General features: G+C 54.1%; 16 protein-coding genes, 1 tRNA gene and 1 pseudogene. 4 read left to right on the top strand and 14 right to left on the bottom strand.

The window, feature by feature from the left end:
- From NK55_RS05615 to NK55_RS05585, 7 genes are all read right to left on the bottom strand, one after another.
- A complete protein-coding gene (locus NK55_RS05615; RefSeq protein ID WP_024124810.1) occupies positions 1-1,071 on the bottom strand; it encodes a RuBisCO accumulation factor 1 in 1,071 nt (356 codons plus the stop codon).
- A gap of 48 nt (positions 1,072-1,119) precedes the next feature.
- Positions 1,120-2,025, bottom strand: coding sequence for a homoserine kinase (gene thrB / locus NK55_RS05610; RefSeq protein WP_024124809.1), 906 nt, complete (start codon positions 2,023-2,025; stop codon positions 1,120-1,122).
- Positions 2,026-2,028: 3 nt separating this feature from the next.
- Positions 2,029-2,691 carry a uracil phosphoribosyltransferase gene (upp, locus tag NK55_RS05605; protein WP_024124808.1) on the bottom strand — a complete coding sequence of 221 codons (663 nt, stop codon included), beginning with the start codon at positions 2,689-2,691 and terminating at the stop codon, positions 2,029-2,031.
- 59 nt (positions 2,692-2,750) lie between these two features.
- On the bottom strand, positions 2,751-3,500 hold the full coding sequence (gene uppS, locus NK55_RS05600; protein ID WP_024124807.1) for a polyprenyl diphosphate synthase: 750 nt from the start codon (positions 3,498-3,500) through the stop codon (positions 2,751-2,753).
- 22 nt (positions 3,501-3,522) lie between these two features.
- Entirely contained in the window at positions 3,523-4,401 is an 879-nt protein-coding gene (cdaA, locus tag NK55_RS05595; protein WP_024124806.1) for a diadenylate cyclase CdaA, read from the bottom strand.
- A gap of 20 nt (positions 4,402-4,421) precedes the next feature.
- Positions 4,422-5,774 (bottom strand): diaminopimelate decarboxylase, encoded by a 1,353-nt coding sequence (gene lysA / locus NK55_RS05590; protein ID WP_024124805.1) that lies wholly within the window; start codon positions 5,772-5,774, stop codon positions 4,422-4,424.
- Positions 5,775-5,847: 73 nt separating this feature from the next.
- Positions 5,848-6,693, bottom strand: coding sequence for a prohibitin family protein (locus NK55_RS05585; RefSeq protein WP_024124804.1), 846 nt, complete (start codon positions 6,691-6,693; stop codon positions 5,848-5,850).
- A gap of 106 nt (positions 6,694-6,799) precedes the next feature.
- Here NK55_RS05585 and NK55_RS05580 point away from each other — a divergent pair, with 106 nt between their 5' ends.
- On the top strand, positions 6,800-7,456 hold the full coding sequence (locus NK55_RS05580) for an ATP-dependent Clp protease proteolytic subunit (RefSeq protein ID WP_024124803.1): 657 nt from the start codon (positions 6,800-6,802) through the stop codon (positions 7,454-7,456).
- A gap of 22 nt (positions 7,457-7,478) precedes the next feature.
- Here NK55_RS05580 and NK55_RS05575 read toward each other — a convergent pair whose 3' ends face one another.
- The 5 genes from NK55_RS05575 to NK55_RS05555 form a co-directional block, all read right to left on the bottom strand.
- On the bottom strand, positions 7,479-8,768 hold the full coding sequence (locus tag NK55_RS05575; protein ID WP_225871787.1) for an LCP family protein: 1,290 nt from the start codon (positions 8,766-8,768) through the stop codon (positions 7,479-7,481).
- Between the two features lie 286 nt (positions 8,769-9,054).
- The gene (gene sds, locus NK55_RS05570; protein ID WP_011057594.1) at positions 9,055-10,026 is read right to left on the bottom strand and encodes a solanesyl diphosphate synthase; all 972 of its coding nucleotides are present in this window, start codon (positions 10,024-10,026) and stop codon (positions 9,055-9,057) included.
- 94 nt (positions 10,027-10,120) lie between these two features.
- Complete coding sequence (locus NK55_RS05565) at positions 10,121-11,194, bottom strand: ABC transporter ATP-binding protein (RefSeq protein WP_024124801.1); 1,074 nt, start codon at positions 11,192-11,194, stop codon at positions 10,121-10,123.
- A gap of 3 nt (positions 11,195-11,197) precedes the next feature.
- Positions 11,198-11,356, bottom strand: coding sequence for a chlorophyll a/b-binding protein (locus NK55_RS05560; protein ID WP_024124800.1), 159 nt, complete (start codon positions 11,354-11,356; stop codon positions 11,198-11,200).
- A gap of 53 nt (positions 11,357-11,409) precedes the next feature.
- The gene (locus NK55_RS05555; protein ID WP_024124799.1) at positions 11,410-12,417 is read right to left on the bottom strand and encodes a succinate dehydrogenase/fumarate reductase iron-sulfur subunit; all 1,008 of its coding nucleotides are present in this window, start codon (positions 12,415-12,417) and stop codon (positions 11,410-11,412) included.
- A gap of 51 nt (positions 12,418-12,468) precedes the next feature.
- Between NK55_RS05555 and NK55_RS05550 the strand changes: the two genes are divergently transcribed.
- From NK55_RS05550 to NK55_RS05540, 3 genes and pseudogenes are all read left to right on the top strand, one after another.
- Positions 12,469-12,804, top strand: a complete 336-nt coding sequence (locus tag NK55_RS05550; protein ID WP_024124798.1) for a YnfA family protein — start codon at positions 12,469-12,471, stop codon at positions 12,802-12,804.
- Between the two features lie 392 nt (positions 12,805-13,196).
- Positions 13,197-13,427, top strand: a pseudogene (locus tag NK55_RS14200) (hypothetical protein).
- Positions 13,428-13,573: 146 nt separating this feature from the next.
- A tRNA-Gly gene (locus NK55_RS05540) sits at positions 13,574-13,645 on the top strand.
- 55 nt (positions 13,646-13,700) lie between these two features.
- Here NK55_RS05540 and uvrC read toward each other — a convergent pair.
- Positions 13,701-15,581, bottom strand: a complete 1,881-nt coding sequence (gene uvrC, locus NK55_RS05535) for an excinuclease ABC subunit UvrC (RefSeq protein ID WP_024124797.1) — start codon at positions 15,579-15,581, stop codon at positions 13,701-13,703.
- Positions 15,582-15,593: 12 nt separating this feature from the next.
- Complete coding sequence (locus NK55_RS05530; protein WP_041429092.1) at positions 15,594-17,369, bottom strand: M61 family metallopeptidase; 1,776 nt, start codon at positions 17,367-17,369, stop codon at positions 15,594-15,596.
- Between the last annotated feature and the right edge of the window lie 18 nt (positions 17,370-17,387).

The raw sequence follows: 17,387 nt of genomic DNA, 5'->3' as shown, positions 1-17,387 counted from the left end.
TTATTCCTCAAAAAACCAGAGTTCCCTATTGAGGCTCTCATCCAACACTTGGGGGGGGCGCAGCACCAGTAGAAGTTGGCCAAGAATTGGAGCCGTAGGCGGTTCAGGCAACCAAGCCAGTTGAACTGCGTCAGAGGCCCTAGGAGCAATCAACAGATAGCGATCGCGGTTCCACTCGGCCAGACCCCGATCCACAATCAGAAGCACCTGGGCAATGGGCAGCCCCTCTGGGCTTGGCGGTAATTCTGCAGGGAGGTCTGCCGCTGGCCAAAGGATCGCCACTGGATCAACGGCATTGAGCAGCACTTGCCAAGCGGGGAGAGCCACAAGACTCATTCCTTGGGGAACAGCAACCACGCGAAATACCTCGGTGCAGCTCAGGCGGGGAACCTGCTGAAAGGCAGTAGCGGTCAGGGGGGCGGTACCGGCCACAGGAACCAAGTAGGGGACTTCCTCAGCCGTATCCAAGCGGTAAAGGGGGAGGCGGGGTTGATTGACCGCGGGGACAACGGTGAAGTCCGTGAGTAATTTTTCTAGGGCCTGCCGGCCGCTAGCAGATTCGACAAAGCGCAGCCCTTGGGCAATGAGGCGCGATCGCTGGGCCAAATCTCGCTGCTGCCGTGCCAGTTGCCAATAGTAGCGACCAATGCGATCGCCAACACTCTCACCAAAGCCTTCACTGTCATCCTTTTGATAGCCGCCTGCTTTGAGGGCACGACACACCTCATGAACTGCAGTGACATCCAGTTGTTTCTCGACAATCAGCGTCGCTACTGCCAGGCGATCGCCCGCCGATAAGACCCGTAGTTCATAGAGCAGATCGCTGCCCCGGGTTTGAAAATAGGCACGCACCGATTCGGGTGCTTCCCCTAGGCTCTGATTCACTTGCAGGGCAATGATGAGTTGATTTTGGTGGATGGGTTCAATGCCCGTGGCCTCAAAAATGGCTTGGGGAGAGAGCCCCTGTTTTTGCAGTTGCCGGCATCCTGCCCCCCAATCCTGCCAAGTTCCCTCTTTGCGGCGCAGGCGTTGCAGCAGGTCCGTTGTCAGGGCATCCGGTTCTTGAGTCATCAAATCACCTCCTAGCAGCAGGAAGCATTTTATTGATTTCTATGATTTTTAGCGATCGCCCACCGTTGTCCCTTGGCGTTGAATTGCCAGTATCTCCACCCGTGCCTGCACATCAAACGTTGCCCAAGTCTCCTTGAGGGCAGTGGCAATGGCTGAAGCAGTTACGGGATCCCCAAGAGCTAAGAGAGTTGGGCCTGCTCCACTAATAACGAGGCCGTGGGCACCCGCCTCAAGAGCCGCCCTGTGGAGATCGGCATAGCCTTTGATCAGACTTTGGCGGTAGGGTTGATGCAGGCGATCGGCCAACGCCAGTTGCAGCCACTCCCGTTGCCCTGTTTCCAACCCCCGCAACAAGGCGCCAAGGTGACTGATATTAAAGACGGCATCACCATAGGTACAGTGGCAGGGCAGTACTTGCCGTGCCGTTTCTGTGGCTAGCTCAAAGTCCGGAATAGCCACAATGGGCACCACATCCTGATCCCAAGGAATCTCTAGCCAATGCCATCCGCCAGCACCCTCTTGAACAGCAAGACGACAGCCCCCTAGTAGGGCCGGCACCACATTATCGGGGTGGCCTTCCATTTCAATGGCCAATTCCAGAACCTCGGTATGATTGAGGGGAAAGCCCGCCAGCCGATTCGCCCCCACTAAGCCACCGATAATTGCTGTCGCTGAGCTGCCTAGACCCCGTGCGAGGGGAACCCCCAGGTCAATCTCCAAATATACGGGTGGTGCTTCACGCCCTAGATGTTCATAGAAACGGCTGTAGGCACGATAGGCCAAATTGTTAGGGCTACTGCTGACACTGGCGGCCTCAGTCCCCCGCACGCTGACATGGGGGCGATCGCTCAAGGAAAAGGTAAACGTATTGGTGAGGGTCAAAGCGGCCCCTAAACAATCAAACCCTGGACCCAAATTAGCCGTTGTCGCCGGCACAGTGACCACGGTCATCATCGCCTAGGTTTCCTCTCCAGTACCAAAGGCGCGATCGCCGGCATCCCCCAAGCCGGGCACAATAAAGCCCTGCTCATTCAACGTCTCATCAATTGTGGCTGCATAGACTTGCGCTGCGGGAAAATAGGCACCCAGTTTCTGCAGAGCCGGGGGGGCAGTGACAACGGAAATGATTCGCACCAAAGCTGGGTCAATCCCCCGCTGCACCAATTCCTGCATGGCTATCATGATTGAACCTCCCGTTGCCAGCATCGGCTCACTAATGAGGACACGGGTTTGGGGGTCAAACTGAGGGGGCAACTTATTGAGATAGCAACTGGGTTCAAGGGTAGCCTCATCCCGCACAATCCCTAGGTGGTAGGTCTTTGCCGTTGGTAAGACCCCTTGGGCACCCTCGAGCAAGGCTAAACCCGCCCGCAGAATTGGTACCACGACCACGGGGACTTGGGGATTCACGACCATGGCTCCACAGGGGGCTAGGGGGGTTTCAACCACTGTTTCCACTGTTGGCAACCATTCCCGTGCCGCTTCATAGGCCAGCCAGCGACCCAGTTCGGTCATTGCTACGCGAAAGAGAGGCGTGGGTGTGTTGCGATCGCGAGCCACGGTCAGCCAATGCTGAATTAGCGGATGGGGGGGGACATAAACGCGCAATTGAGGGGTCACAGTATCGCTCCAACATATACCCAGCGGGCTTTCCTATTGTCCATCGAAACTGGTCCCTTTTAGACACGGCCAAAGCGCCGCTGTCGTTGTTGGTAATCCCGCAGTGCCTCATGGAAAGCAGCCCGGTCAAAATCTGGCCAGAGGGTCTTAGTGACATAAATTTCCGCATAGGCCACCTGCCACAGCAAAAAGTTACTGATGCGCAGCTCGCCACTGGTGCGAATGAGTAAATCGGGATCCGGCAGGCCACCTGTGTATAAGTGGCGTTCAAAGAGCACTTCATCAATATCCGCAGGATCAAGGAGTCCAGCTTTTACTTGGGCGGCAATCGAACGGCAAGCGTGGATGATTTCCCGTCGCCCACCATAATTTGTTGCCACCACAAATTTAATGGTTTGGTTATTGGCCGTAGCCGCCATGGCTCGCTCGATTTCCGCTTGCAGGGATTTTGGCAAACACGCCAAGTCACCCACAAAGTGAATTTGCACGCCCTCGGCCACCATTTCCGCTAGCTCCCGCCGCAATACCCGCTCAAAGAGGGTCATCAGAAAATCTACCTCTGGCAGGGGTCGTCCCCAATTTTCTGTGGAGAAGGCATAGGCGGTCAGCGCTTCAATGCCCCAGTCTTTGCAGCAGCGCAGCAAATCCTTGAGAGTGTCCACCCCCCGTTGATGCCCCATAATGCGCGGTAAATTGCGTTGCTTTGCCCACCGGCCATTGCCATCCATAATCACCGCCACATGCCGCGGTAGGCGATCGCGATCTAAATCCTCAGGTAACTCAATGAGTGAATGGGGCTGTAGAGTCATGGATACATCCTGCTGACAGAAATTAGCGCAGTGGCCATACAGTTTTCCAAAATTTTAAGCCGTGCTGACGTTGACGGGGTTGTGAAGTTCCTGTCCCTTGATCCTGCACATATTGCCGCAACAATTCCCCTAGTTTACTGCTTGTGAGGGGACGTTGAAGCTCCCCCTTAAAGGCAAGGGAAATTGACCCTGTTTCCTCAGAGACGACCACACAGACACAGTGGCTAATGCGTTCGGTAATCCCTAGGGCGGCGCGATGGCGAGTGCCCAACTGCCACGGCCCCGTGCGATCCGAGAGGGGCAGGATCAACTTTGCTGCAATGACTTCAGCACCGCGCACCCAAATTGCCCCATCGTGCAGGGGTGAACTCGCCTGAAAAATGGAGGTAATCAGTTCTGGCGAAAGGCGGGCATTGAGGGCGATCCCTGCATGGGTAAAATCTTCGGGGCTGAGCTTTGTATGGGTTTCCAACAGAATGAGTGCTCCCGTACGAGCCTGAGATAAGCCCTTCACAGCCGTCACAATCAGATCAACGGCATCCCTGGTCAGACTCGACTCAGCTACGGGCTGCATAAAGCCTAAAAATTGACCCCGTCCCAACTGTTCCAGAAAAATGCGAATTTCCGATTGCAGAATAACGGCTAAGGCGACTGCAGAACCAATCACTAAGTTATGAAGAACAAAGCTTAAAAACTGTAGCTCAATGGCACGACTGAGGGAGGTTGCCAAAAGGAGGACGATAAAGCCCCGTACCATCCAGAGGGTTCGCCGCTCGGCCACAACCCGCAAAATAGCATAGGTTAAGGCCAAGACCAAAACCACATCCACAACTGTTCGCACCTTGGCCAGTGTCTCCGCCGACAGCAGCAGCCACGGTAAGTTACCTAGGAGGCCTATCATCCCATCGTACTCGTCACCTCCTAGGGGGCGGGGGTGCTCAATCGCAGGGGCAAGACATCATGGGCCACCAAATCAGCGTAGGTTTCCCGCTGCAGGATCAGGTTGGCTTCACCCTCATAGACGATCACCGCTGCTGGCCGAGGTACGCGATTGTAGTTGGAGGCCATGCTGTAGTTGTAGGCACCCGTACTGGCCACCACTAAAATATCGTTGGCCTGCAGGGGGGGTAGAGTGACTTGGGGTAGCAGAATATCGCCCGATTCGCAGTGCTTACCGGCAACCCGCACAGTTTCTGTGACTGCGGTGGTCATGCGGTTGGCACACAGGGCCGTATATTGTGCCTGATAGGTAATCGGTCGTGGATTATCGGACATGCCACCGTCCACAGCGATATAGGTACGCAACTCAGGAATGACCTTCCGACTGCCGACGGTATAGGCTGTAACTGCCGCAGGTCCAACGATGGAGCGACCCGGCTCACAGATGAGTTTTGGTAAGGGAAGATACCGTTGCTGACAGGCTTGGCTCAGTTGATGGCTAATGGCTTTTGTCCAGTGGGCGATCGCCGGCGGATTATCGGATTCTACATAACGAATGCCCAGTCCACCCCCTACATTCAATTCGCGCATGGGTAGCATTGCCGCACGGGCCTGAGCCAGCCAATCCACCAGTACATCACAGAGGTCTAAGTGGGGTTGCTCCTCAAAAATCTGTGAGCCAATGTGGGCGTGCAGTCCGACCCAGTCTAGTTCTGGATGCGCCTTGGCAAACTGGAGCAACTCTGGAAACTGTTGCGGATCAAAGCCAAATTTACTGTCTAGATGCCCGGTGCGGATATATTCGTGGGTGTGGCATTCAATCCCCGGTGTCAACCGCAACATGACCCGGGGTGGGGTCGACAGATCATGCTCCTCAACGTAGGCAGCAAGGCGTTCTAGCTCTAGCCAGTTATCGGCAACAATCGTGCAATTGACCTCAAGGGCATAGAGGAGTTCTTGGGGGGACTTGTTATTACCGTGGAAGTAAATATGACTGGCAGGGACGCCGGCACTCAAGGCAGTATAGAGTTCGCCCCCCGAGGCGACGTCAATGCCTAAACCTTCACTGTGGGCAAGGGCGCAGGTGGCCAAGCAGTTCCAAGCCTTTGAGGCGTAGAGCACCAAAGATTCACCGCTATAGGCCTGCTGGAGCGTGTCTTGATATTGACGGCAAGCGGTGCGAAAGGTGAATTCATCAAGAATGTAGAGGGGAGAGCCAAACTGGGCCACTAACTCCACCACATCACACCCGCCAATGGTGAGATGGCCGCGGGCATTGGTTTGCGCAGTCAAAGGTAAAATTTGTTGATTGGCAGCAAGAGGGGTGGAGATCATGGGTCAATATCGCGAGAAACCAAAGAACAATCAAGGACAAATTGCTATTCTCAATTCTAGGGGGATTTGGGCATCACTCCCTTGCCGATTGCTGGCTGCTCCAGTTCAGCAAAAAGGGGGGCAGTCCTTCCTTGCCATTGAGCACAATCACTTGGGGCACTTGGGCACCGCCTTCGCGCCACGCTTCGATCGCCTCCTTTTGCAGCACTAACTGGCCACCCGGAGCTTTGAGGGTTTCAGCAAGGAGGCGTTGGGCTTCCGCTTTCCCTTGGGCACGGTTAATTTCCGCCTGCGCCTGTTGAGCTGCCTCTTGGGCAATGTAGACTGCTCGCTGTGCCCGCTGTTCCGCAATTTGCTTATCCTCCACCGCCTTGGAAAATTCCTCCGAGAAGTCAAGGTTAACCACACTGGTATCGAGCACCAGAATGTGGTACTTAGACAAGCGTTCCTCTAGGGCGCGATCAAAATCCTGCTTCAGTTCGTCCCGCTTGGTAATGGCCTCCTCAGCCGTGCGGCGCGCCGCCGCAATTTTGAAGGCCTCTTGGGTTTGGGGGGCGATGATTTTGGCAACAATATTTTCCAGTGTGCCTTGGGTGCGGCGCACATCCACAATGGCCATAGGGTCTAGGCGAAAGTTAATGGCAAAACTGGCGGTAATGTCCTGCAAATCTTTGGTGGCACTTTCCGCTGGCACCTCAAACTTCTGGACAGTTACGTCATAGACATCCACGCTGGCAATAAAGGGGGGTTTCCAGTGAATGCCCTCAAGGAGGGGGGTATCTTGAGCCTTTCCCAAGATACTCAGCACCCCGGCTTGGCCGGGATTGATAATCACCACTGCATTCAAAAGCACAACCAGCAACACAATGGCGATCGCCACCACTGAGGAGGTGAGCCGTGAACTGCGGAGTTGATTCATGCCCGACGAACCTGATTTCTGGTTTGATTATAGGGTGTGCTTCCCGCCGATCCTAAAGACAATTCCTTGCTAGAGTACAGATAGTCTGTCATTTACTGAGCGTCCTATGCGGTTGCCCATTACTGCTGCCCAAGCGGCCTACTATGGTGATGCCTACTATCGCACTCCCCCTCCCGATCTCCCTTCGCTGCTGTTGAAGGAGCGGATCGTCTATCTTGGCATGCCTTTGGTGCCGGCGGTAACGGAGTTGATCATTGCGGAACTGCTCTATCTGCAATACGACGATCCTGAAAAACCCATCCGCATCTACATTAACTCGACGGGTACCTCCCGCTACGATGGTGAGCCCATTGGCTTTGAAACGGAAGCCTTTGCCATCTGCGACACCATGCGCTACATCAAGCCGCCTGTGCATACAATCTGCATTGGTCAAGCCATGGGGATGGCAGCCATGTTGCTCTCGGCTGGTACCAAGGGATGTCGCGCCAGTTTACCCCACGCCACGATTGTTCTGCACCAAACCAAAAGCTATGCCCAAGGGCAAGCCACCGATATCCAAATTCGTGCTAAGGAAGTGCTGGCCAATAAGGCGATGATGGTGGAGATTTTGGCACAAAATACCGGTCAACCGCCGGAACGGATCACCCGCGATATGGATCGGCTGCTCTATATGACGCCGCAAATGGCTAAGGAATACGGTATTATTGACCGCATTCTTGAACCCGAGGCGGTGACCAAGAAACTACCCGCAACCCTCACTTAATGTCACTTAGTGTAAGAGTCACTTAGTGTAAGACGGCTGCCCAGTCGCGGCCAATGCGAATGGTGATGTCGGAGGAAAGAACGCCAGTGGAATTGGCAGAGACATATCCCATGCCAAGAGTAGAGCGGAGGATTTCGGCAGCTCTAAGATCACCCTGTTGGGCAATAATCTCTGTTTCTGGGCTTTCCTGGTACCAGTCTTCAGCAATCACCACATTGGTATAGCCGTAATGGGCAAGGAAATCGGCCATATCTCGGGCAGCCTCACGACTGCCAGAGGCGTTTTGCAGGGCAATGCGCAATGTACCCGTTTCCTTCCACGTAGGGTCAACCGCTTTTGAGGGGCGATCCCGAAAGTGCGCGGCAATGACCCGATCAATGCGGTCATAGTCAGGGAGCCAGTAGCTCACCTCATAGCCATCACCACTAAAGTGTCCCGGCAGCAAAATCAAGCGGAGATTCTCCGGTGGAATGCGCAGACTAAACTGGGCGATCGCCATCAGTTCGGCAAAGGTTAAATCCGTATCCACATATTTTTGGAGGACGCCATAGATTTTTGGTAGCTGGGTCACCATGACGGGATTGGCCAGTTTCTTCTGTAGCGCCTTGATCAGCATCTGCTGCCGCTGGGCACGACCAATATCCCCCAGTTCATCGTAACGAAAGCGAACAAAGCCCTCTGCTTGCTCCCCGTTCAGGGTTTGCAGCCCCGGTTGTAAATCAATGTAGAGCTTTTGGGTGTGATCGGTATAAACCATCCGCTTAGGCACATTGACCTCAACACCCCCCACCAGATCCACCAGTTCTCGAAATGCCTGTGTATCAATGCGAATGTAGCGATCAATGGGGGTATAGTTGAGGGTTTCACTCACCACCCGCACCGTTAGCTCCACATCCCCATAGACATTGGCGGCGTTAATTTTGCCGGTACCATAGCCGGGTATTTCCACACGAGTATCACGGGGAATACTCAAGACCGTAATCGTGCCATTTTCAGGGTTAAACCGCGTCAGCAGCATCGTGTCAGTGCGACCACGGAACCGTGCCGCGGAGCCTTTGGGGGCATCCAAGACGTTATCCACCCCCAGCACCAAGAGGTTCACTGGCCGACTCATGCCATACTGGAACCCCCGTGCCATCATTTCCAGCCAAGAGAGATCCCGACGATGGCTGGTCCCCTGAAAGGGTGACATCAAAACAAACGTCATGCCCGCAAAAGCTGACACCAGGGACACACCACTAAAGGCAGCAATCCAACCTAGGGTACGCCACGGCGAAGGATGCGATCGCTGACCCCTGCTTTTTTGATACACGCTTTGACTTCCCCGACCACCCCCAAGAGAACTTACTGGTTTCCGTTGTTTAACGCCTCGTGCCACAAATTCACTCCCAAAACAAAAACGAATCGTGGGACAGTCGGGTGGACGCAACCCCTATCTCCAGTGTAGGGGATTGATTACTGATCCCGCACTTATACCTATTGGACTACCTATTGGACTGTCTTGGACTGTCCCAAGGAGGGCTTGTTTTTGCTTTTCGATCAGTCCCTGAAATTTATGCGCTGGGAATTGGTTAATTGGCAATTGTTCCACTGTCAGCTTAGTAGAGCCGTTCAAGGACATAATCCGTCAATTGGCTAAGGGCCTGACGGGGTTCCGACGGCGGAAGCACTTCAAGCGCCGGTAGAGCCGCTTGGGCATATTCCTTGGCTAAATTGCGGGCATCTTCAATCGCACCACTTTGGCGCACAAGGTTGAGGGCGGTTTCCAGATCACCTTCTTCACTAAACTCGCGCTCGATGAGGGTGTGCAGGTAGGGGGCTTTGGGTAGGGCAAAAAGGACAGGCGCCGTTAGGTTGCCATCCCGCAGATCCGAGCCCGCAGGTTTCCCTAGTTCTGCCGTTGAGCGGGTGAAGTCGAGGATGTCATCCACGATTTGAAAGGCCAAGCCCAAATTTTTGCCGTAGGTGTACATGGCTTCGATGGTTTCTGGGGGCGCTTCACTGAGAACCGCGGCGGCCTTGGCACTGTTGGCAATGAGGGAGGCTGTCTTGTAGTAGGTTTTCAGCAGATAGTCATCTAGGGTAATGCTGGTGTCAAAGCGGTTAAAGCCTTGGCGAATTTCCCCTTCAGCAAAGTCCTTGATGACTTGGGAGAGGAGCTTCACCACTTGCAGGTTATCCAAATCCGCTAGGTACCAAGAGGCTTGGGCAAAGAGAAAGTCTCCGGCTTGAATGGCCACCCGATTGCCAAAGACGCTGTTGACCGTGGGCACACCGCGCCGCAGTTGCGCTTGATCCACCACATCATCGTGAAAGAGACTGGCAGTATGAATCATTTCCGTAATTTCTGCCAAGCGGCAGTGCCGGGGGGTAATCCCCTGATCGGGGAGTGTGGCTCGCGACACCAAAAAGACAATGGCAGGTCGGATGCGCTTGCCACTGGCGGCAAAAAGATGTTCGGCGGCAGCAGAGAGTACGGCGTGTTGGGCTCCAATTAGTGCCTTCAGGTTCTCCGTGAGTACACAGAGATCCGCTTCGACAGGTGAAAAAAGAGAGGTTACCGAAGTCATGGACGGGCTGGCCGCATAAGTTACGAAATTTTACAGAATCCTAGTTGTATTCTAAGCGAACCCTCCAATCTTGGGTAAGGGTTCCGATGAATTTTCAGGAAGCCTTAGAATTGAGAGCCGCCCCGGTCGTGGAATCAAACAGATAAAGATGGCTGACCTGCAACTGGAGAGGGTCACCCCTTTGAGGGATTTGGTGACTGGGGGCTAGCCACAGCAGTTCCTGAGCACTATCCATGAGGCGACAGCGGACAATGGCTTCGCGGCCTAGGGGTTCAACGAGGGTGGCGATCGCCCCCAAACCCTGCTCGCCGAGATGCAAATGCTCTGGGCGAATGCCTATGGTGAGGCTCTGTTCATTGTTCAGCGGCCAATGGGGGGTATGGGGACAGGACAAGGACTGCTGCGCGATCCAAAGACGGCGGCCATCCCAGCGAGCGGGCAGTAAATTCATCGGTGGCGTGCCAAAAAATCGCGCCACCATTGTATTAGCCGGTCTGCCATAGAGCTCAGCAGGGGTGCCAATTTGCTGAATTTGGCCGCGGTCCAGCACCACGATGCGATCGCCAAGGGTCATGGCCTCCACCTGATCGTGGGTGACGTAGAGGGTGGTAATGCCCAGTTGTTGATGCAATTGTTTCAGTTCAGCACGGGTTTGCTCCCGCAATTGAGCATCGAGGTTAGAGAGGGGTTCATCGAGCAAAAACACTTGGGGCGATCGCGCCAAGGCTCGTCCTAGGGCCACCCGCTGCTGCTGACCACCAGAAAGTTGACGTGGTTTACGCTGCAACAGGGACTCGATCCCCAGTAGCTTTGCCACTTGCAGTACTCGCTGCTGCCGTGTTGTCGGATCAACACCGCGCATTTTCAGACCAAAGCCAAGGTTTTCGGCCACGGTCATGTGGGGATAGAGGGCATAGTTCTGAAAGACCATGGCCACATCGCGATCGCGCCCACTGCGGCCATTGACACAGGTCTCCCCAATATAGATGTCGCCGCTAGTGGGTTGCTCCAAGCCGGCAATGAGCCGCAATAGGGTGGATTTACCACAACCAGAAGGCCCAACAATCACCCAAAACTCCCCTGCCGGTACCGTTAAAGATAGGGGGCCGATCTCCACCCCCGGCGCAAATCGTCGCGTGACTCCCTCTAGGCGCAGTGTTGCCGTCACAACCTATCGCAAGCCCAGCCACGTAAAGAAATCTTGACCAGTCACCCACTCGAGCACGAGCAGGGCGATAAAGCCAATCATCGCAAAGCGGCCATTGATCAGCTCTGCATAGCGCGACCAGCCAAATTGGGGGGTCAAATCATCGGGCGTCGGTTCACTCATGGTGTTAGGAATGCAAAACCACTTCTTTAGATTGGCATAGGGTCCTGAGCATTTCATCCCCTTTTTGGGTCTTTTATTTTAGGATAGGTTTGTTTCTGCTGTAAGGCTGTGATGACCGCCTTGATTTGTGCTTGACCGGCAGACTTTTCAAACCGCAGCGGAAACTTGCCGCGCCGCAATAACCGCCACCCTAAAGGGATAAGGCTCATAACTCCAACGACATCCCGCAGACCATTGCCCACCACCCGGAGGCCAAATTGCCGCTCATCCACCCAGCCGCCTCTTTTCACCAATTCCAAGAGCACTTGACGATGACGCAAAGGACGGTCTTGATTGCGGGATGCTGGGGTTGAGCCTGCGAGGATCGCCTGCTTGATCTCACTAATGCGATCAAGGGGTTGCACGCCCACAGGGCACACCGTATTGCAATTAAAACAGCGGGTACAGCCCCACACGCCACTGCTAGCGGTGTTGTATTTGTCTAGGCGTTGCTCAGTTTCGCTATCGCGGGTATCAGCCACAAGGCGAGCGGCCTTGGCAAGGGCATGGGGACCGACAAAGGCGGGATTCACTTCCACGGCATTGCAGGCACCGTAGCAGGCGCCACAGAGGATACAGTTGCCGGCGGCGTTGAGCTTGGCGCGATCGCTGGGGGATTGGAGAAACTCCCGCTCAGGTACTTGCCGTGACGCTGCACTCACATAAGGATTGACGGCTGAAAGTTTTTGCCAAAAATTGCTCATGTCTACGACAAGGTCTTTGAGGACAGGCAAATTCCCCAAAGGGGCGATCGCAATTTGGTTGGGCACAGGGCTGTTGGCTAGCTCGGCAAGAATACTTTGCTGACAGGCAAGGGCAGAACGACCATTAATCGTCATCGCGCAACTGCCGCAGATGGTGTTGCGACAATTTTTGCGAAAGCTAAGAGTGCCATCTTGGTATTCCTTGATTTGAATGAGGGCATCCAGGATCGTCAGGGAAGGATCAATCTCTAGTTCAAAGGTTTGCCAATAGGCGCCCTTGTCGGGCGCTTGGCGACGAATCCTCAACTGAATTGTCATATGCTGGTGTTGGCCCAATCTAGTTTCCAGTCTATACTAAGCACTGCGGTGATGATAAAAGTTGCAAAATCCCTAATTTACTTTTTCATCACAGGTCTCCTCGAGCTTGGGGGAGCCTATTTTGTGTGGCTCTGGCTACGAGAGCATAAAAGCATTTGGTATGCCTTAGGGGGGGCAACCCTACTTTTTATCTATGGCATGGTACCGACGCTTCAACCCGCGCATTTCGGTCGTGTTCAAGCCGCCTATAGTGGCATTTTCCTGCTGGTGGCTATGTTCTGGAGTTGGGGAATTGATAAAGTGCGCCCCGATAAGTTTGATCTGCTCGGTGCCGGGGTTGCCCTCCTAGGAACGCTGATTATCATGTATGCGCCAAGAAACCATTGACGGCATCGCGATCGCCCCAAAATTGTTCTGTAAGCTGGACTTAATCTAATTTATTCGAAAGTAATATTTATCAAAGACCAACGGATGCAGCGGGGGCGATCGCCCAATAAGCTTCTATCAACTTCAGCCTGTACAGCCCGCTGGACAGCACATGAGCACATGATGGTTAAGGAGGAGTAATACTGTGGCTTTTCTCGGTCAGTTTCGGAGGATTGTGTCAGGTAGTTACAGTCGCTCACCCTTGGTTTCTTGCCGGGTGGCATAGCCATGGGGGCTCTGGGCAGTCAACGCCAGATTTCTGATGCCATCTATAAGTTCACCTAAAAAAATTGTCCAAATCATTCCAAATTATTAAAGTCATTAAAGAGGCGGGGATAACCGGCTCCACTGTGATGGAAACTGGCCCCAAAGGGCGTCACAATATGCGCTCCCCTGCTCAACCCCGCATTTCCCCTACCCAAGCCAACCTCAAGCTTGAGGTACTCACCCAGACCCGCGAAATGGCTGAAAAAAATTGTGGATCGGGTTGCAGTCAAGTTTTTCAACGACTATGCAGGCATTGCCTACATCTACGATGCCGAAGTGCTCTACGCCCACAGTTTTTTGGTCCAGAGGGCTGCTGAACTCCTCTGCGCATGCGCCTAACCAGCAAACCAACAACTCGGGGGGGCAAACACAGCGTGATCCCCTCTTTTTAAGGATGTATTAGGTAGTAACTTTGATGGGGCTTGACAAGACACCTCCTGATTTTTTAAGCTAAAAGTCTGTTGCGGGTATAGCTCAGTGGTAGAGCGCAACCTTGCCAAGGTTGATGTCGCGCGTTCGAATCGCGTTACCCGCTCTTAAGGTCGCAAGCAACTTCCTCCTTGGAAAACTGGGCAATGGCTCGCTTTTCCCTAATCAGTATCCGCATGAAAATAGCGGTAAATTCTTTCCGCCAGGCGGGGGCCGACCCCGTTCACCTGTGCCAACTGTTCAGGGGTGGCCATACGGATATAGTCAATGGAGCGAAAGGTGGCGAGGAGTTCCTTTTGACGTTGGTAGCCTAAGCCGGGGATTTGGTCGAGGTACGATCGCCGTTGGCGTTGGGCACGTTTCTGACGGTGGAAGTTAAGGGCAAAGCGATGGGCCTCATCCCGCACGCGGCGCAGTAATTGCACCCCTGGCTGCTCTGGATCTGTGGGGAGAGGTTGGCGGTGGTGGGGTAGGAAAATCTCCTCCCGCTGTTTAGCCAAGCTAAGAAGGGTGAGATCGCCCAAGAGTGGCTCCAAAACCTGAACCACAGCGGACAGTTGTCCCTTGCCGCCATCAATGAGGATCACATCGGGCCAATCATCGAGGGGGTCACCCTTGCCCTCAAGGTAGGGGGCAAAGCGGCGGCGTAGAATCTCAGCAAGACTGGCGAAGTCGTCGGAGTGCCCAAGCTTTACCTCGGGGTTGCGGATGTTGTAGTGGCGATAGTGCTGCTTGGCAGGCAGGCCATCAATAAAGACAACCTGTGAGGCCACCGCGTCAGACCCTTGAATGTGGGAAATGTCGTAGCCCTCAATGCGGTGGGGCAGGGTGTCAAGGCCAAGGAGCTGGGCTAAATCTTCAAGGGCAGTTTGGGTGCGATCGCTAGCCTGTTGTAGCCGTGCCAATTCTAATTCTGCATTTCGTTGCACCATGGCAATGAGTTCTGCTTTTGCCTGCCGTTGGGGGACGGTGAGGGTAACAGCGCGACCTTTCTTTTCACTGAGGTACCTGCGTAGGAAATCTGGTTCGGGGAGGGGATGCTGTAACAAAATTTCACTGGGAATTTCTACATCCTCCACTTGGGCATAGTGCTCTTCAAGAACCCGCTGCAAAATTGTGCCGGCACTGCCACTTTGGGCATCGGCGACGAAAGCTAAACGCCCCACCAAGCGACCAGCGCGAATTTGAAACAGTTGGATGGCTGCGTGGCGATCGCCCACCGCAAGGGCAATGGCATCTCGAGAGACAGTGTCATCAGGCAATGAAACTTTTTGATCCACGCCTAAATGTTCCAGGCCGCGAATTTGATCTCGCAGTCGGGCTGCCAATTCAAAATTGAGATCCGCTGCCGCTTGTGCCATTTGTGCTTGCAACTGTGCTACCAGTTCCCCTGTGCGTCCCTGAAAGATCATCGCTACCCTTTGTAGCGTTTGCCGATACTCTTGGGGAGAAATCAGACCTTGGCAGACCCCCGGACAGCGCCCAATATCGTAGTTGAGGCAAGGGCGATCCCTAAACAGGGGGCGGGGACGTTGCCGCAGCGGAAAAAGCCGCTTCACCAGGGCTAGCGTTTGGCGCAGGCGAAAGCTATCCACGTAGGGGCCATAGTAGCGATCCTTGGCAGAATCACTGCGGGGATCACCCCCATTGCCAAATTGGCGTTTGCGAGTAATGAAAATACGGGGATAGGGTTCGGACCACGTAATACAAACGTAGGGGTATTTCTTGTCATCCTTGAGGAGAACGTTGAAGTGGGGCTGATGCTGCTTGATTAAATTGGCTTCCAGAGCCAGCGCCTCCGCTTCCGTATCCGTGACAATGAACTCAATATCTGCCACCTGATAGACCATTAGCTCAAGGCGGGGTCCCAGTTGAGCGGGTTCACGAAAATAGGAACGCACCCGCGATCGCAGGCGTTTGGACTTGCCAATGTAAAGAATTTGATCCGTCTTATCCTTAAGGAAATAGACCCCCGGTGCCAAAGGCAACTGCCGCAGGACCTGTTCCAAGCGATCGCGATCTTGAATTAAGGGCTGAAGCATGCGGCTACTTCCCTAGAGCTGAGTAGCGGTTGCTCCCAACCAGGCTTCCAGATGGGCCCGCTGGCTCAGCGTGGCATCGGCTCGACACTGCAACCGATAGTGGGGTTGGGGTTCTCCCAAAATCAAATCCCCTGACTGCAATTGCTGATCATGGAACCATGTCAGATGAATTATCTCTCCCGCTGTGTATTCCCGCAATTGCTCTGACCAGTCTTCTGCCTTGACGCGCCAACCATTGAGGGCAATGATTTCATCCCCAGCCCCTAAGCCTGCCTGTTCGGCGGGGGAGTCGCGCAGGACGGCCTTGATTTGAAGAGAACCATGTTCCTGCTGAAACTGAAGTCCCGTATAGGGCAGTGCGTCTTGGGGAACCAGTTCCAGCCCGACTTTGGTCAGCCACTCCTGAAGGGGAAGCTCCACCGTTCCTTCAATGAATTGCTCGCGCCAGGTGCTGAGGTTTTCATCGGCAACAGTTTCAATTGTTTCCCACAACTCATCGGGGGTATAGCCTTGACCCGTTTCACAATACTGCTGCCACAGCCGCCGCAGGACATCAAGGAGCGATCGCTGGTGATTAAAGTTCAAGCGAATCCGCAAATCCAGCAATAGGGCCACCAACTCCCCTTTGAGGTAGTAGGACATCTGGGAATTAATGCTATTTTCATCGGGACGATAGAGCTTAATCCAAGCATCAAAGCTAGCGGCACTCAGGGGTTGGACAAAGCGGCCCGGTGTGTGGAAATAGCGATTGAGGCTGTCGCTCAGCAGTTTCAGATAGGTCTGTGCATCAAATAGCCCCGCCCACAGGGGAATGAGCTGGTCAAAATAACTGGTCACCCCCTCGACAAACCAGAGGCTGGTGGTGTAATTCTCACTGTCGTAGTCAAAGACCTCGAAGGCTTGAGGACGGATGCGTTTGACATTCCAGAGATGAAAAAACTCGTGAGCCACTAAACAGAGAAAACGACGATAGTGCTCTGCCTGCTGAAAGCCAAAACGATGAAAAATTAACGAACAGCTATTCAAATGCTCAAGACCACCATACCCTTTGTGGGTAAGGTGCAAAATAAAGACATAGCGATCGTAGGGCAGTCCGCCAAAAAGACTAGCCGCCGTCTCAATAATTCGCTGTATGTCAGCGATCGCCCGCTTTGGATCAAAATTTCCCTTGCCCCACACCGCCAATTCATGGGGTTTACCGTCCACCTCAAAGGTGTAAATCCCATGGGTACCCACCTCAAAGGGGCTATCCACAAGGAGATCGTAATTGGCAGCCCAAAAGGTGTAGCCATCCTCACCCCAGACCTCAAGGGGAGTTGTCACCCGCCAGTTTGGTGGTGCTTCAATCGTGATGGTAAGCGGCTGATCGCGATACTCCGGCGCATAGAGGCAGACCGCTCCTGGATTGAAATAGGCGTGGCTCCCATCAACATGGTTCGTGCGTACCGAGAGTTCGTGGGCATAGATGGCATAGCGCACTTCAAGTTCTAGACCCGGCGTGCAGGCCACCTGCCACCGATTCTTAGCACACTTCCACCACTCAAGGGGGATGCCATCGGCAGTCCCCACCGTAAAGTCCTGAAGATGCCGCGCATATTCGCGCACGAGGTAGGATCCAGGCGTCCACACCGGTAAATGCAGATCAAGGACATCGGTTTGGGGTGCCGTTAGCCGCAGCGTCACCCATAAAAGATGCGTCTGCCCCTGCTGGCAGTTAATGCGGTAGGCCATGGCAGGGGGCTGAAAAGAAGACTTAGAGGGGGAGGGATGGATGATCGTATGCGTCATATCCCTCAGTGTAGTGAA

Source organism: Thermosynechococcus sp. NK55a, assembly GCF_000505665.1.
Classification (GTDB): Bacteria; Cyanobacteriota; Cyanobacteriia; order Thermosynechococcales; family Thermosynechococcaceae; genus Thermosynechococcus.
The sequence above is the reverse complement of the archived record's forward strand: the minus strand, read 5'-3'. Positions and strand labels throughout refer to the sequence as shown.

Excerpts from the sequence above, each read along its gene's own strand:
- NK55_RS05615 (WP_024124810.1), bottom strand. The coding sequence starts at position 1,071 with ATGACTCAAGAACCGGATGCCCTGACAACGGACCTGCTGCAACGCCTG.
- thrB (WP_024124809.1), bottom strand. The coding sequence starts at position 2,025 with ATGATGACCGTGGTCACTGTGCCGGCGACAACGGCTAATTTGGGTCCA.
- uppS (WP_024124807.1), bottom strand. The coding sequence starts at position 3,500 with ATGACTCTACAGCCCCATTCACTCATTGAGTTACCTGAGGATTTAGAT.
- cdaA (WP_024124806.1), bottom strand. The coding sequence starts at position 4,401 with ATGATAGGCCTCCTAGGTAACTTACCGTGGCTGCTGCTGTCGGCGGAG.
- lysA (WP_024124805.1), bottom strand. The coding sequence starts at position 5,774 with ATGATCTCCACCCCTCTTGCTGCCAATCAACAAATTTTACCTTTGACT.
- NK55_RS05585 (WP_024124804.1), bottom strand. The coding sequence starts at position 6,693 with ATGAATCAACTCCGCAGTTCACGGCTCACCTCCTCAGTGGTGGCGATC.
- NK55_RS05580 (WP_024124803.1), top strand. The coding sequence starts at position 6,800 with ATGCGGTTGCCCATTACTGCTGCCCAAGCGGCCTACTATGGTGATGCC.
- sds (WP_011057594.1), bottom strand. The coding sequence starts at position 10,026 with ATGACTTCGGTAACCTCTCTTTTTTCACCTGTCGAAGCGGATCTCTGT.
- NK55_RS05560 (WP_024124800.1), bottom strand. The coding sequence starts at position 11,356 with ATGAGTGAACCGACGCCCGATGATTTGACCCCCCAATTTGGCTGGTCG.
- NK55_RS05555 (WP_024124799.1), bottom strand. The coding sequence starts at position 12,417 with ATGACAATTCAGTTGAGGATTCGTCGCCAAGCGCCCGACAAGGGCGCC.
- NK55_RS05550 (WP_024124798.1), top strand. The coding sequence starts at position 12,469 with ATGATAAAAGTTGCAAAATCCCTAATTTACTTTTTCATCACAGGTCTC.
- uvrC (WP_024124797.1), bottom strand. The coding sequence starts at position 15,581 with ATGCTTCAGCCCTTAATTCAAGATCGCGATCGCTTGGAACAGGTCCTG.
- NK55_RS05530 (WP_041429092.1), bottom strand. The coding sequence starts at position 17,369 with ATGACGCATACGATCATCCATCCCTCCCCCTCTAAGTCTTCTTTTCAG.